The sequence below is a fragment of the Verrucosispora sp. WMMD1129 genome, from assembly GCF_029581255.1.
Taxonomy (GTDB): domain Bacteria; phylum Actinomycetota; class Actinomycetes; order Mycobacteriales; family Micromonosporaceae; genus Micromonospora; species Micromonospora sediminimaris.
Window position 1 is genome coordinate 1,073,198 of record NZ_CP120741.1, and the last position, 14,130, is coordinate 1,087,327.

The 14,130-nt window shown below is 68.7% G+C and carries 11 protein-coding genes and 2 rRNA genes; 2 read left to right on the forward strand and 11 right to left on the reverse strand.

All coding sequences use genetic code 11. The features are described from left to right. Positions 1 to 157 precede the first annotated feature (157 nt). From O7624_RS04840 to O7624_RS04870, 7 genes are all read right to left on the reverse strand, one after another. Positions 158 to 1,099, reverse strand: a complete 942-nt coding sequence (locus O7624_RS04840; protein WP_093409751.1) for a copper transporter — start codon at positions 1,097 to 1,099, stop codon at positions 158 to 160. A gap of 27 nt (positions 1,100 to 1,126) precedes the next feature. Continuing rightward, the gene (gene steA / locus O7624_RS04845) at positions 1,127 to 2,305 is read right to left on the reverse strand and encodes a putative cytokinetic ring protein SteA (RefSeq protein ID WP_093409814.1); all 1,179 of its coding nucleotides are present in this window, start codon (positions 2,303 to 2,305) and stop codon (positions 1,127 to 1,129) included. A 118-nt stretch (positions 2,306 to 2,423) separates the two neighbouring features. After that, positions 2,424 to 4,181, reverse strand: a complete 1,758-nt coding sequence (gene recN, locus O7624_RS04850) for a DNA repair protein RecN (RefSeq protein ID WP_093409754.1) — start codon at positions 4,179 to 4,181, stop codon at positions 2,424 to 2,426. 57 nt (positions 4,182 to 4,238) lie between these two features. Further along, on the reverse strand, positions 4,239 to 5,123 hold the full coding sequence (locus O7624_RS04855) for an NAD kinase (RefSeq protein ID WP_093409756.1): 885 nt from the start codon (positions 5,121 to 5,123) through the stop codon (positions 4,239 to 4,241). A 79-nt stretch (positions 5,124 to 5,202) separates the two neighbouring features. Continuing rightward, on the reverse strand, positions 5,203 to 6,063 hold the full coding sequence (locus O7624_RS04860; RefSeq protein WP_282239097.1) for a TlyA family RNA methyltransferase: 861 nt from the start codon (positions 6,061 to 6,063) through the stop codon (positions 5,203 to 5,205). A 16-nt stretch (positions 6,064 to 6,079) separates the two neighbouring features. Further along, on the reverse strand, positions 6,080 to 6,301 hold the full coding sequence (locus tag O7624_RS04865; RefSeq protein WP_210940222.1) for a hypothetical protein: 222 nt from the start codon (positions 6,299 to 6,301) through the stop codon (positions 6,080 to 6,082). Further along, complete coding sequence (locus O7624_RS04870) at positions 6,298 to 6,870, reverse strand: hypothetical protein (protein WP_282239098.1); 573 nt, start codon at positions 6,868 to 6,870, stop codon at positions 6,298 to 6,300. The genes O7624_RS04865 and O7624_RS04870 overlap by 4 nt, the downstream gene beginning before the upstream one ends. Before the next feature lie 111 nt (positions 6,871 to 6,981). Between O7624_RS04870 and O7624_RS04875 the strand changes: the two genes are divergently transcribed. After that, positions 6,982 to 7,320 (forward strand): SCP2 sterol-binding domain-containing protein, encoded by a 339-nt coding sequence (locus tag O7624_RS04875; RefSeq protein WP_093409767.1) that lies wholly within the window; start codon positions 6,982 to 6,984, stop codon positions 7,318 to 7,320. A 5-nt stretch (positions 7,321 to 7,325) separates the two neighbouring features. Here O7624_RS04875 and O7624_RS04880 read toward each other — a convergent pair whose 3' ends face one another. After that, on the reverse strand, positions 7,326 to 8,342 hold the full coding sequence (locus O7624_RS04880) for an HAD-IIA family hydrolase (RefSeq protein WP_282239099.1): 1,017 nt from the start codon (positions 8,340 to 8,342) through the stop codon (positions 7,326 to 7,328). Further along, on the reverse strand, positions 8,339 to 9,193 hold the full coding sequence (locus tag O7624_RS04885) for a tetratricopeptide repeat protein (protein ID WP_282239100.1): 855 nt from the start codon (positions 9,191 to 9,193) through the stop codon (positions 8,339 to 8,341). The genes O7624_RS04880 and O7624_RS04885 overlap by 4 nt, the downstream gene beginning before the upstream one ends. On the opposite strand from O7624_RS04885, the gene O7624_RS04890 reads away from it, so the two are divergent. Further along, positions 9,128 to 10,693, forward strand: coding sequence for a hypothetical protein (locus tag O7624_RS04890; protein ID WP_282240795.1), 1,566 nt, complete (start codon positions 9,128 to 9,130; stop codon positions 10,691 to 10,693). The two genes, O7624_RS04885 and O7624_RS04890, sit on opposite strands and share 66 nt — an antisense overlap. Before the next feature lie 94 nt (positions 10,694 to 10,787). Here the strand turns inward: O7624_RS04890 and rrf are convergent. Further along, positions 10,788 to 10,904: ribosomal RNA gene (gene rrf / locus O7624_RS04895) — 5S ribosomal RNA — on the reverse strand. Positions 10,905 to 11,005: 101 nt separating this feature from the next. Further along, positions 11,006 to 14,118, reverse strand: a 23S ribosomal RNA gene (locus tag O7624_RS04900). Positions 14,119 to 14,130 lie beyond the last annotated feature (12 nt).

Below are 14,130 nucleotides of genomic sequence, written 5' to 3' on the forward strand. Positions count from 1 at the left end.
CACGCCATCCCCTCCCGCCGGCCGGCGGACATCGTCGGAATCGGGCACCGGGTGCCCCGTCAGGCCACTGAACCCTTGCCGGCCCGCACCGCTCGGCGGGTGCGTACCCGCGCCGACGCCGCGACGGGTCGGAGCGTGCGAAGTGGGTGAGAAGGGTTCACTGGGGCAGTCTAGGCACCAGCGAGGCGGCGCTGTCACCGACGCCGAAGTGACCGGCCTTACGCTCGGCGAGCTGCTGCACCAGCGCCAGGGTGGTGACCAGTTGCCCCTGGACCGTGTTGGCGTTGTCGATGGTCGAGATGGTCTGGGCGAGCACCGCGTCGCCCCGGACGAAGGCCACCAGATTGCCGCCGGCCGAGCCGTTGCCGGCCACCACGATGCCCCCGGTCCGGTCGAACTGCTCGGCGATCTTGACGACGGACTCGTCCTTCTTGGCGGAGTCCTTGTCCACGTACGGCTGCCCGCTGACCACCACGACGGCCTCGGCCGGCGCGGTGATCCGGTCCGACGTGGTCAGGTAGTTGGCGTTGCCGTACGCGGCCAGCACCGCCCGCCGGTCGGCCTCGGTGACCGGCTCGGCACCGGCGGGCTGGTCCAGCAGTACGGTCGCCAGCAGGGCGCTGGAGGTCTCGACGCCGTGGCCGTTGCCGGGCAGCCCCGCGGTCGGCGCGTCGGTCGGTCGGGCCGCGGTGACCGCCAGTTCGAGCAGGTCGTTGTTGTTCTCCGGGTTGATGAACTTGTCCTGCAGGTCGATCCGCCCGGTGACGTCGGCACCGGCCAGCTGGAGCATGTTGAGCACCCCCTCGGTGTGCTCGCGACCGGTGGGCAGGCTGAGCACCAGCACCCGCTTGCCGCTGAGCGTGCCCGGCAGCATCACCTGGGCCATCTCGGCGGCGAAGTCCTCCTCCAGCTCCAGTTCCCGCTGCATGTTCTGGACCGCCTGGCGCTGGTGCTGGTTGTCCTTGCGTAGCTCGTTGACGGTCTCCCGGAGCGAGTCCGCTACCGGACCGTTGAGTGCGGCGGTACCGACCACCAGGCCGATCGCCAGGGCGAGGAAGACCGCGGTCAGGGACACCACGTGGTACCGGAAGTTGATCACGCTTGAAGCCTCTTGATCGGTCGGGAGCTAGAAAAGCTGGCCGAGCTGGAACACGAAATTGTCCCACCACTCGGAGACCACGCCCAGGTACGCCTTACCGACGGTGGAGACGGCCACCGCCGAGGCCATGGCGGCGAGTGCGGAGAGGACCAGCAGCAACAGGGACGACCCGGAAATGCTCTGCCGGTACAGCCGGCTGACCCCCTTGGCATCGACCAGCTTGCCACCGACCTTGAGCCGGGTGAGGAACGTCGACGCCATGCCGCCGCGCCCCTTGTCGAGGAACTCCACGAGCGTGGCGTGGGTACCCACCGCGACGATCAGCGAGGCGCCCTTCTCGTCGGCCAGCAGCATGGCGAGGTCCTCGCTGGTGGCGGCGGCGGGAAAGGTCACCGCCGGTACCCCCAGGCCGTTGACGCGCGGCAACCCCGGCGCCCGCCCGTCCGGGTACGCGTGCACGATCACCTCGGCGCCGCAGCGCAGCACGTCGTCGGTGACCGAATCCATATCGCCGATGATCATATCTGGGGTGTAGCCCGCCTCGACCAGAGCGTCGGCGCCCCCGTCGACGCCGATCAGCACCGGCTTGAACTCCCGGATGTACGGGCGCAGCACGTCCAGGTCGGCCTTGTAGTCGTAGCCCCGAACCACGATCAGACAGTGCCGGCCCTGCACCTCGGTGGCGATCTCGGGCACGCCGACGCCGTCGAGCAGCAGGTCCCGCTCCTGCTTGAGGTAGTCCATGGTGTTGGCGGCGAACGCCTCCAACTGCACCGACAGGCCCTCCCGGGCGTCGGTCATCGCCTTGGCCACGCTCTCGGCGTCCTGGCGACTACCGTGCGCCACCGGGTCGTCGTTCAGGTAGACGGTGTTGCCCTCGATGCGCACCGTGTCGCCCTCACGGATCCGCTCGAAGATGCCCTCACCGAGGTCGTCGAGCAGCGGAATACCCGCCGAGATCAGCACCTCCGGCCCGAGGTTCGGGTAACGGCCGGAAACCGACGGCTTGGCGTTCAGCACCGCGCCGACACCGACCGCGACGAGCGAGTCGGCAGCGACCCGGTCCAGGTCGACGTGGTCGATGACCGCGATGTCGCCGGGGCGGAGCCGGCCGACCAGCCGCTTCGTGCGACGGTCGAGGCGCGCGGTGCCGAGGATCTGTCCCGGTTCCGCGTTCCGGGCCCGGCGCAACGTGGGTAGACGCATCGTGACCATCCTGGCATGTGAGGCAGGCGAATCTGTCGCGACATGCCTGAGCAGGGCCGCCTACCCAGGGAAACACACATGGGCGAAGGCCGGTGTGCCTCCGCTCACAATCGCGGTCTCAGGACCGCCGTTCCCTGGCCGCCACGGCCAGGAGTTCCTCGGCGTGAGCGATACCCAGATCCGAGTCCGGCAAACCCGCAAGCATCCGGGCGAGTTCCCGGGCCCGCTCGGTGTCCTCCACCACCCGCACCCCGCTGGTGGTGACCGCACCGCCGGTGTCCTTGGCCACCACCAGGTGCCGGTCGGCGAAGGCGGCGACCTGAGGCAGGTGGGTCACCACCAGGACCTGGTGGCTGCGGGCCAGTCGGGCCAGCCGCCTGCCGATCTCCACCGCCGCCTGACCGCCCACCCCGGCGTCGACCTCGTCGAAGACCAGCGTCGGCGGGCCGCCGGAGCCGGCGAAGACCACCTCGATGGCGAGCATCACCCGGGACAGCTCACCGCCGGAGGCACCCCGTTGCAGAGGCAGCGACGGCGCACCGGGGTGCGCCAGCAGCCGCAGCTCGACCTCGTCACCGCCGTCGGGCCCGACACCTACGTCGACCCCGTTGACCGGCAACGTCGGCTCGGCCCGCCCGGCGGGTCGGGGCAGCACCGCCACCTCGATCCGGGCGTGTGGCATCGCCAGCCCGGCCAGCTCGACGGTGACCTGATCGGCGAACCGCGCCGCCGCCTCCTGCCGGGACAGCGACAGCCGGCCGGCCAGCTCGGCCACCTCGCCGGCCAACCGGGACGCCTCCCGGTCCAGCTCGTCGAGCAGCTCGTCGGAGTTGTCCAGCTCGGACAGTCTGGTCCGGGCCCGCTCCGCCCAGGCGATCACGCCGTCGACATCGTCGGCGTACTTACGGGTCAACGCGCGCAACGCGGCCCGCCGCTCGTAGAGCGCCTGCAACCGAGCCGGGTCGGCGTCCAGGCCGGCGAGGTATGTGGACAGCTCCACCGAGACGTCAGCGACCAACGTGGCCGCCTCCTCCAGACGGACGGCCAGTTCACCGAGCGCCGGATCGGTGCCGGCCTGCGCCTCAAGCGTGCGCCGGGCGGTGCCCAGCAGCGTCGAGGCGTCCGGGGTGTCGTCGGTGGCCTCCAAGCCGCCGGCCACGCACTGATGGGCCAACTGGGCCGCGGTACGCAGACCCTCCGCGTGCTCCAGTCGCTGCGCCTCCGCCTTCAGCTCGTCGTCCTCGCCCGGCTGCGGATCCACCCGGGTGATCTCGTCGAGCCCCAACCGCAGCAGGTCGGTCTCCTGATGACGTTCCCGCGCATTGCGCCGCCGGTCGGCCAGGTCGTCGACCACCCGACGCCACCGGGTGAACGCGTCCCGCGTCGCGTCGAGCAGCTTCTCGTGCTCGGGACCGGCGAACCGGTCCAGCGCGGCCCGCTGTTCGGCCGGGCGCAGCAGCCGCAGTTGGTCGGACTGACCGTGTACGGCGACCACCTGCTCACCGACCTCGCCGAGCATCGACACGGGCATGCCGCGGCCACCCAGATGGGCCCGGGACCGGCCCTCCACCGTGACCGTGCGGCTCAGCAGCACGCAGCCGTCCTCGTCGGGCTCACCTCCGGCGTCGGTGATCCGGGCGTGCACCGTCTCCGCCACCCGGCCACCGAGGCGCAGCCGGCCCTCGACCACGGCACGGCCGGGTTCGGCGCGTACCCGGCCGGCGTCGGCCCGGCCACCGAAGAGCAGGCCGAGCCCGGTCACCACCATGGTCTTGCCAGCACCGGTCTCGCCGGTGATGACGTTCATGCCGCCGGCCAGCGGCAGCGTCGTGTCCTCGATGACGCCCAGTCCGGTGATGCGTAGCTCCTCCAGCACAGCAACCGACAGTAGACGCGCTCCCCGACACTTGACCAGCCGGCGCGGGTCCCGGCCTCAGCGGCGGTTGCCTCGCCAGCCGTGCACCGGGAGGTCGAACTTTGCCACCAGGCGCGCGGTGAACGACCGGTCCCGCAGCCGCACGATCCGCACCGGCAGGGTGCCCCGCCGCACGGTGACCCGGGCGCCCGGCGGCAGATCGTAGACCCGCCGCCCGTCGCAGCAGAGCACGGCCAAAGTGGTGAACGGGTCGACGGTGATCGTCATGGTGGAGGTGGGTGCCGTCACCAGCGGTCGGCTGAACAGCGCGTGCGCGCTGATCGGCACCAGCAGTAACGCCTCCACCTCCGGCCAGACCACCGGCCCGCCGCCCGAGAAGGCGTACGCCGTGGAACCTGTGGGCGTGGCACACACCACGCCGTCGCAGCCGTAGCGGGACAGCGGCCGCCCGTCGACGTCGACGAGCAGTTCCAGCATCTGGGCCCGCTCGCCCTTCTCGACGCTGATCTCGTTGAGGGCCCACGACTCGATGGTCGGCCCACCGTCGAACTCCGCCGTCACGTCGAGGGTGAGCCGCTCATCGACGCTGTAGTTGCGGCTGACCACGTCACGGACCGCTTCGTCGAGATCGTCGATCTCCGCCTCGGCGAGGAAACCGACCTTACCGAGGTTGATGCCGAGCAGCGGCACCTTCGCCGGCCGGGCGAGCTCCGCGGCGCGCAGGAACGTCCCGTCCCCACCGAGCGCGAAGACGATCTCGGCGCCTTCGGCCGCCTCCGGCCCGGTCACCGGCACCACGCCCGGCAGGTCGAGATCCTCGGCCTCCTCGGCCACCACCCGCACCTCGAACCCGGCGGCGATCAGGTCCGCAGCGACCGCACGGGCATGCTCGGTGCTGCGCCGCCGGCCGGTGTGCGTCACCAACAGGGCCGTGCGGGTCACCGCGCCGCCGCCCCGCTCCGCTCACCGGCGGCCTGAGCCGCCACGCTGCTGTGCCAAACGGTTCGCTCGCTCCGCTCGCTCACGTGGCCACCTCCTCCGTCACCTCGTCCGGTCCGTCACCGGACGTCACCGGGCCACCTGGCCCGGCCGCCACCACGGCCCGCACCCGCTCCGGGTCGGCCGGTGGCGCGTCCCGGCGTAACCATACGAAGAACTCGACGTTGCCGCTCGGCCCCGGCAGGGGGCTGGCCGCGAGATCCGCCAGCCCCAGCCGCAGCGTCGCGGCTGCCGTGGCGACCTCGAGCACCGCCTGCGCCCGAAGCTCCGGATCGCGCACCACCCCACCGGCGCCGACCCGCTCCCGGCCCACCTCGAACTGCGGTTTGACCATCAGCGCCAGGTCACCGTCGGCCCGGGTGCAGGCCGCCAGGGCCGGCAGCACCAGCCGCAACGAAATGAACGACAGGTCGGCGACGGTCAGGTCGACCGGGCCGCCGATCGTCTCCGGCACCAGCGTCCTGACGTTCGTGCGTTCGAAGACCCGTACCCGGGGATCGTTGCGCAGCGACCAGGCCAGCTGGCCGTAGCCGACGTCCACCGCGACCACCTCGGCGGCCTCGGCGCGCAGCAGCACGTCGGTGAAGCCACCGGTGGACGCGCCGGCGTCCAGACAGCGTCGACCATGCACCGTCAGCCCGGCAGGGGCGAAGGCGGCGAGCGCACCGGCCAGCTTGTGCCCGCCCCGGGAAACGTACTCGGAGGTCGGGTCGGCACCGCTGACCAGCAACGGATCGGCGGGATCAACCATCGCGGCGGCCTTGCGGGCGGGCACCCCACGCAGCTGCACGCGGCCAGCCTCCACCAACGCGACAGCCTGCTCACGGGAGCGGGCCAGACCGCGACGGACGAGTTCGGCGTCCAACCGGTTACGCCGTGCCATGGATGGACGCGCCTCCTCAGGCCTGGTCGATGGTGGCCAGCGTCTCCCGCAGCGTCTGGTACGCGGCCTCGTACTGGGCGATCTGGTCGGCGGGTCCGAGCGTCGCGGCGTTCGCGATCGCCTGCATCGCGGCCTCCACCGCCGGGTGACCGTCGTCCTGCCCGCCCTCGCCGGTCCAGCGCTGCGGCGGCGGACCCGGGCGCGGACCCGGCGGCGGGCCGGGCCGCGGCGCGGTCATGCGGCACCGTCCGGGCGCGGCGGTGCGGCCTTGGCCGGTCGCGACGTCGGTTCACTGTCAGCGGTACGCACGACCGTTCCGGATGCCTTCTTGGCCACGGTCTTCTTCGCGACCGCCTTCTTGGCCACCGCTTTCTTGGCCACCGCTTTCTTCGCCACCGCCTTCGTCGGCGGGGCCGCGGCGGCGGTCGATGGCGTGCCGACCGAGGGGGTCTCGACGGACTCGGGGGCCGCCACCGGGCCCGGCGCGGCGCCGCTGGTGGGCGTACCGGAAGCGGCCCGGAGCTGGCGTTCCAACTCGCGCACCCGGCGGTCCAGTTCGGCGACCTCCTCGGCGGTGGCCAGGCCCACCACGCCGAGCGCCCGCTCGACCTCGAACCGCACCAATTTGGTCAGGGCCTCACGGTTGGCCGCGCCGGTCGACCGCAACTCCTCGGCGAGGGTCTGCAGCTGGGCCGCCGTCGCACCGGTCGATCCCATCGCCCGGCGCACCGCGTCCTGTGCTTTCTTCCGGGGCGCCTCCGTCAGGCCCATGGCCAGTTCGAGGTAGGTACGCCACGCGTCCTGCATGCCTGAGTCCTTTCGCCCGACGGCTGTGCAGGTGTCACGCTACCGGGCCGTCGGAACCGTCCTGTGCGGTACGGTGCCGGGAGACGACGTGGTGTGGCGAGGAGGCGATTGGTGGCCACGGTGGACGAGTGTCGGCAGGCGTTGCAGGATCTGGCCGCCCGGCTCGAACGCAACGCGGAGACCGTACGCGATCGCGTGGACCTGGATCGCACCCTGGCCTGCCGGATCACCGATCTGGAGACCGCCTTCCACGGCCGGCTCACCGGCGGGAGGCTGGTGGAACTCGCCGACGGTGACGACCCGAAAGCGAAGATCGCCATGAGCACCACAAGTGACGACCTGCTGGCCCTGGTTCGCGGCGATCTCGACGTCACCCGCGCCGTCGCCAACCGCCGCGTGTCGATCAAGGCGAACCCGTTCGACCTGATGAAGCTGCGCAAACTGCTCTGACCCGGTCAGGGTGCCAGGGCGAGTCGCTCCAGCGCCTTCGCCGCCTCTGGGGAGGCCGGCCGGATCGGGCCGGTGGGATGACTGCGCCAGGCCACCGCGCAGAGCGCGGCGAGCGCGTCAAGCGCACGCCCCGAGCCGGACAGCTGCCAGTCGTCGGCCCCGGTGATGGTCACCTGCCAACCACCGTGGTCGGCGTCCGACGCCGGCACCCGTACCACACCGTCGGGGTCGAAGAGGCCGGTCAGGTCCCATGAGACGTACGTCGGCCGCCGCTCTGCGGGCGCGCCGAGCAGCTCGGCGGCGTCGCTGACCCCGGTGAGGACCAGCAGGCTGTCCAGACCGGCCCGGTTGGCGCCCTCGATGTCGGTGTCCAGCCGATCGCCGACGACCACCGTACGACCGATGTCCGCCCGCCGGGCGGCGGTGGCGAACAGCTCCGGTGCCGGCTTACCGACGATCTCGTCCGGGTTCCGGCCGAGCGCGGTGGCCAGCGCGGCCACCAACGCGCCGTTGCCCGGCAACGGCCCACGCCCGCTGGGCAGGGTACGGTCGGTGTTCGTGGCCACCCAGGTCGCGCCGGCCCGTATCGCAACCGCGGCCTCGGCCAGATCGGCCCAGCCCACCTGCGGGCCGTACCCCTGGATGACCGCGACCGGACCCTCGTCGGCCGTGGAGACCGGCTTGAGCCCGGCCTCGCTGATCTCGGCCCGGAGCGCCTCGGCACCCACCACGAGCACCGGCGCGCCAGCCGGCAGCCGCTCACCCAGCAGCTGGGCGGCTGCGGCGGCGCTGGTGAGCACCTCATCCGGTCGCGCCGGCACACCCATCCCGGTGAGCAGGTCGGCCACGTCGGCGGCACGGCGCGAGGCGTTGTTCGTCGCGTACGCGACGGCTCGGCCCTCACCGTGCAGCCGGGCGACCGTCTCGACCGCGCCGGGGATCGGCTGGTCGATCAGGTAGATCACTCCGTCCAGGTCGAAGACGACCAGGGCGTAACCGTCAACCAGCCGGTCCCCGCTCATCGCTGCCGTGCCTCCGGCTCCGCAGTCCCGTCCGCCTCGCGGCGGTCCGCACCCTCCGGTGCGGCCTCGATGTCCGCTGCCACGTCCTCGGCCGGCTCCACGCCGGTGGTCGCATCGTGCTCGGGTCCGTCGGACGCCAGGTCACTGCCGACCGGGTCATCCTGGTCGGACACCTCGGCGATGGTCGACGGGCCGGCGTCCGGGCTGGTCGGTACGGCACCGGGGGCACCGGGACCAGCTACCAGTTCCTCGGTCACCTCGTCCTCGTCGTCGCCCTCGATGACCACACCGTCGAGTTCGAGCAGCCGCTCGGCCGCGTCGGTCTCCGCCTCGGTGTCCACCTCCGCCGCGCGGGAGAACCACTCCCGTGCCTCGGCTCGCCGCCCGACGGCCAGCAGCGCGTCGGCGTACGCGTACCGCAGCCGTGCCGTCCACGGCTGGACGGTGTCGCTGGTCAGGTCGGGGACCTGGAGCATCGCCACGGCCGCGTCCCGCTGGCCGAGGTCGCCGCGCGCACCAGCGGCCACGATCAGCAGTTCGGTCGCCACCGCCGGGTCCAGCTTCTCCTGGTCGGCACCCCGGAACAGGTCGATGGCACGCTCGGGACGGCCCAGTGCCCGCTCGCTGTCCGCGATCACCGCAAGGTGGCTCTGCGCACCGCTCATCCGGTGGTACGTCCGCAGCTCCGCGATGGCCGACTGCCACTCCCCGGCGTGGTAGGCGGCCAGGCCGACTGCCTCCCGGACTGCGGAGATCCGCGATGCGAGCCGGCGAGCGGCCAGTGCGTGCGCGAGTGCCTCGGCCGGGTCGTCGTCGATCAGTTGGCCGGTCGCCACGAGGTGCCGGGCCACGGTGTCCGCGACCGGCTTCGCCAGCGACAGCAGTTCGGCGCGGACGTCCTTGTCCAGGTCGGTCGCGACGATCTCGTCGGAAAGCGCCGGCGCCTCCGTACGACCGTCCTCGGCCGTACCAGGTCCGTCCCGGTCCTCACGCTGCCCGAAGCGACGCTCGCCGTCCCGGAATCCACCGCCGCGGCGCTCGCCGCCACGATCATCCGCCCCACGACGGAATCCGCTCTCCCGGCGCTCACCGAAGCCACCCGCTCCACGAGCGCGGTCACCGCCACGGAACCCGCCCTCACGGCGCTCCCCGTCGCGGAAACCACCGTCCCGGCGGTCACCGCCACGGAAACCACCCTCACGACGGTCACCGCCACGGAAACCACCCTCACGACGGTCACCGCCACGGAAACCACCCTCGCGACGCTCCCGGAAATCGCCGTCCCGGCGCTCACCGCCACGGAAACCACCCTCGCGACGGTCACCGCCACGGAAACCACCCTCACGGCGCTCCCCGTCGCGGAAACCACCCTCACGACGGTCACCGCCACGGAAACCACCCTCGCGACGCTCCCGGAAATCGCCGTCCCGGCGCTCACCGCCACGGAACCCGCCCTCGCGACGGTCACCACCACGGAAACCACCCTCGCGACGGTCACCCTCGCGGAAACCACCCTCGCGACGGTCACCGCCACGGAAACCACCTTCACGACGGTCACCCTCGCGGAAACCACCCTCGCGACGCTCGCCGCCACGGAAACCACCGTCCCGGCGCTCGCCGCCACGGAAACCACCGTCCCGGCGGTCACCGCCACGGAAACCACCTTCACGACGGTCACCCTCGCGGAAACCACCCTCGCGACGCTCGCCGCCACGGAAACCACCGTCCCGGCGCTCGCCGCCACGGAAACCACCTTCACGGCGGTCACCGCCACGGAAACCACCCTCGCGACGGTCACCCTCGCGGAAACCACCTTCACGGCGCTCGCCGCCACGGAAACCACCCTCGCGGCGGTCACCGCCACGGAAACCACCTTCACGACGGTCACCCTCGCGGAAGCCACCGTCCCGGCGGTCACCGTCGCGGAAACCACCGTCCCGGCGCTCGCCGCCACGGAAACCACCGGAGCGTTCGCCGCTATCGCGTCGGAACCCTCCGTCGCGACGGTCGCCATCGCGACGGTCGGCGCCACGGAAACCCCCAGTGCCACGGTCCCTGTCGCCGGAGCCGTCGCGACCGCCGAAGCTGCGGTCGCCGCGCTCGCCTCGGAACCCACCGCCAGAGCGGTCGCTGTCGCGGAAGCCGCCCTCGCGACGGTCGCCGTCTCGGCGGAAGCCGCCGGACCTGGGACGGTCGCTGCCGTACCCGCCGGCGTCGCGTCCGCCGTTGCGAGAGCCTCGCTCCTCTCCCCGGTCCTGGCGCGACGGGCGGTCGCCGCGGCGGGGCCCGCCGTCGCGATCCGCCGACCGACCCTCGTACCCCCGGGGGCGGTCCCCGCCCTGAGGTGCTGAACTCACAGGTACATCCTTCCTGAGTACGCCGTATCAACGGCGCAACGCAGTCGAGGGCCGACCCGATTCCGGGTGGCCCTCGACTGTGACGTGTGTCCGGCGGTGTCCTACTCTCCCACACCCTCCCGGGTGCAGTACCATCGGCGCTGGAGGGCTTAGCTTCCGGGTTCGGAATGAGACCGGGCGTTTCCCCTCCGCCATGACCGCCGTAACCTTATCAACATGTCAAACAACACCAACACCAACACCAACACGCTTGTTGGGGTGTTGTTTGTTTGTTGTGAGTTACACAGTGGACGCGTAGCAACTTTGATAGTCAAGTCCTCGGCCTATTAGTACCGGTCAACTGAACCCGTTACCGGGCTTACATTTCCGGCCTATCAACCCAGTCGTCTAGCTGGGGGCCTTACCCCCACAAAGTGGGGTGGGATACCTCATCTTGAAGCAGGCTTCCCGCTTAGATGCTTTCAGCGGTTATCCCTTCCGAACGTAGCTAACCAGCCGTGCCCCTGGCGGGACAACTGGCACACCAGAGGTTCGTCCGTCCCGGTCCTCTCGTACTAGGGACAGCCCTTCTCAAGTATCCTACGCGCACGGCGGATAGGGACCGAACTGTCTCACGACGTTCTAAACCCAGCTCGCGTACCGCTTTAATGGGCGAACAGCCCAACCCTTGGGACCTGCTACAGCCCCAGGATGCGACGAGCCGACATCGAGGTGCCAAACCATCCCGTCGATATGGACTCTTGGGGAAGATCAGCCTGTTATCCCCGGGGTACCTTTTATCCGTTGAGCGACACCGCTTCCACACGCAAGTGCCGGATCACTAGTCCCGACTTTCGTCCCTGCTCGACCCGTCAGTCTCACAGTCAAGCTCCCTTGTGCACTTGCACTCAACACCTGATTGCCAACCAGGCTGAGGGAACCTTTGGGCGCCTCCGTTACCCTTTAGGAGGCAACCGCCCCAGTTAAACTACCCACCAGACACTGTCCCTGAACCGGATAACGGTCCGAAGTTAGATACCCGAATCAACCAGAGTGGTATTTCAAGATTGCCTCCACCCATACTGGCGTATGAGCTTCACCGGCTCCCACCTATCCTACACAAGCCGACTCAAATACCAATGTCAAGCTATAGTAAAGGTCCCGGGGTCTTTCCGTCCTGCCGCGCGTAACGAGCATCTTTACTCGTACTGCAATTTCGCCGGGCCTGTGGTTGAGACAGTGGGGAAGTCGTTACGCCATTCGTGCAGGTCGGAACTTACCCGACAAGGAATTTCGCTACCTTAGGATGGTTATAGTTACCACCGCCGTTTACTGGCGCTTAAGTTCTCCGCTTCGCCCCGAAGAGCTAACAGGTCCCCTTAACGTTCCAGCACCGGGCAGGCGTCAGTCCATATACATCGAATTACTTCTTCGCATGGACCTGTGTTTTTAGTAAACAGTCGCTTCCCCCTGCTCTCTGCGGCCATACAACGCTCCACCCGCGCGGGGCTTCACGTCTCCGGCCCCCCTTCTCCCTAAGTTACGGGGGCAATTTGCCGAGTTCCTTAACCACAGTTCGCCCGATCGCCTCGGTATTCTCTACCTGACCACCTGTGTCGGTTTGGGGTACGGGCCGCTCAGAACTCGCTAGAGGCTTTTCTCGGCAGCATAGGATCACTGACTTCACCTGAATCGGCTCGGCATCACGTCTCAGCCTTCATGACGTGCGGATTTGCCTACACGTCGGCCTACACGCTTACCCCGGCACAACCACCGGCCGGGCTCAGCTACCTTCCTGCGTCACCCCATCGCTTGACTACTACCCGCCAGGTTCCCACGCTCCCCCAGCTTGGTCCGAAGACCGCACCAGGCTCGGGTGGTTAGCACAACGAGGTTCATCAGGGACGCTCCTTCGCGGGTACGGGAATATCAACCCGTTGTCCATCGACTACGCCTCTCGGCCTCGCCTTAGGTCCCGACTCACCCAGGGCGGATTAACCTGGCCCTGGAACCCTTGGTCATCCGGCGGAAGGGTTTCTCACCCTTCTTTCGCTACTCATGCCTGCATTCTCACTCGTGCCGCGTCCACAACTAGGTCACCCCGCTGCTTCACCCCCGGCACGACGCTCCCCTACCCACCCACACACCTGGATGCCCACCTCGAAAGACAGACACCGGGCTCTGTGTGAGTGCCACAGCTTCGGCGGTGTGCTTGAGCCCCGCTACATTGTCGGCGCGGAACCACTTGACCAGTGAGCTATTACGCACTCTTTAAAGGGTGGCTGCTTCTAAGCCAACCTCCTGGTTGTCTATGCGACCCCACATCCTTTTCCACTTAGCACACGCTTAGGGGCCTTAGCTGGTGATCTGGGCTGTTTCCCTCTCGACTACGAAGCTTATCCCCCGCAGTCTCACTGCCGCGCTCTCACTTACCGGCATTCGGAGTTTGGCTGATTTCGGTAAGCTTGTAGGCCCCCTAGACCATCCAGTGCTCTACCTCCGGCAAGAAACACACGACGCTGCACCTAAATGCATTTCGGGGAGAACCAGCTATCACGGAGTTTGATTGGCCTTTCACCCCTAACCACAGGTCATCCCCCAACTTTTCAACGTTGGTGGGTTCGGCCCTCCACACGGTCTTACCCGCGCTTCAGCCTGCCCATGGCTAGATCACTCCGCTTCGGGTCTAGAACATGCGACTCAAACGCCCTCTTCAGACTCGCTTTCGCTACGGCTCCCCCACACGGGTTAACCTCGCCACATGCCACTAACTCGCAGGCTCATTCTTCAAAAGGCACGCCGTCACCCCGCAAGGCTCCGACGGATTGTAGGCGAACGGTTTCAGGTACTATTTCACTCCCCTCCCGGGGTACTTTTCACCATTCCCTCACGGTACTCGTCCGCTATCGGTCACCAGGAAGTATTTAGGCTTACCAGGTGGTCCTGGCAGATTCACGGCAGATTTCAGGAGTCCGCCGCTACTCGGGAACACCCACAGAAGACCAGCAGCTTTCACCTACCGGACTATCACCGTCTACGGTCGGCCTTTCCAGACCATTCAGCTAACCACTGGCTTTATCACTCCTCACACGAGTGTCAGCTCGTGTAGCAGGGTCCCACAACCCCGACCACGCAACCCCTGACAGGTATCACACGCAACCGGTTTAGCCTCAATCCGCTTTCGCTCGCCACTACTCACGGAATCACATGTTGTTTTCTCTTCCTACGGGTACTGAGATGTTTCACTTCCCCGCGTTCCCTCCACACACCCTATGAGTTCAGGTGCAGGTGACATCACATGACTGATGCCGGGTTACCCCATTCGGACACCCTGGGATCACAGCTCGGTTGACAGCTCCCCCAGGCCTATCGCGGCCTCCCACGTCCTTCATCGGCTCCTGGTGCCAAGGCATCCACCGTTCGCCCTTGACAACTTGACCACAAAGATGCTC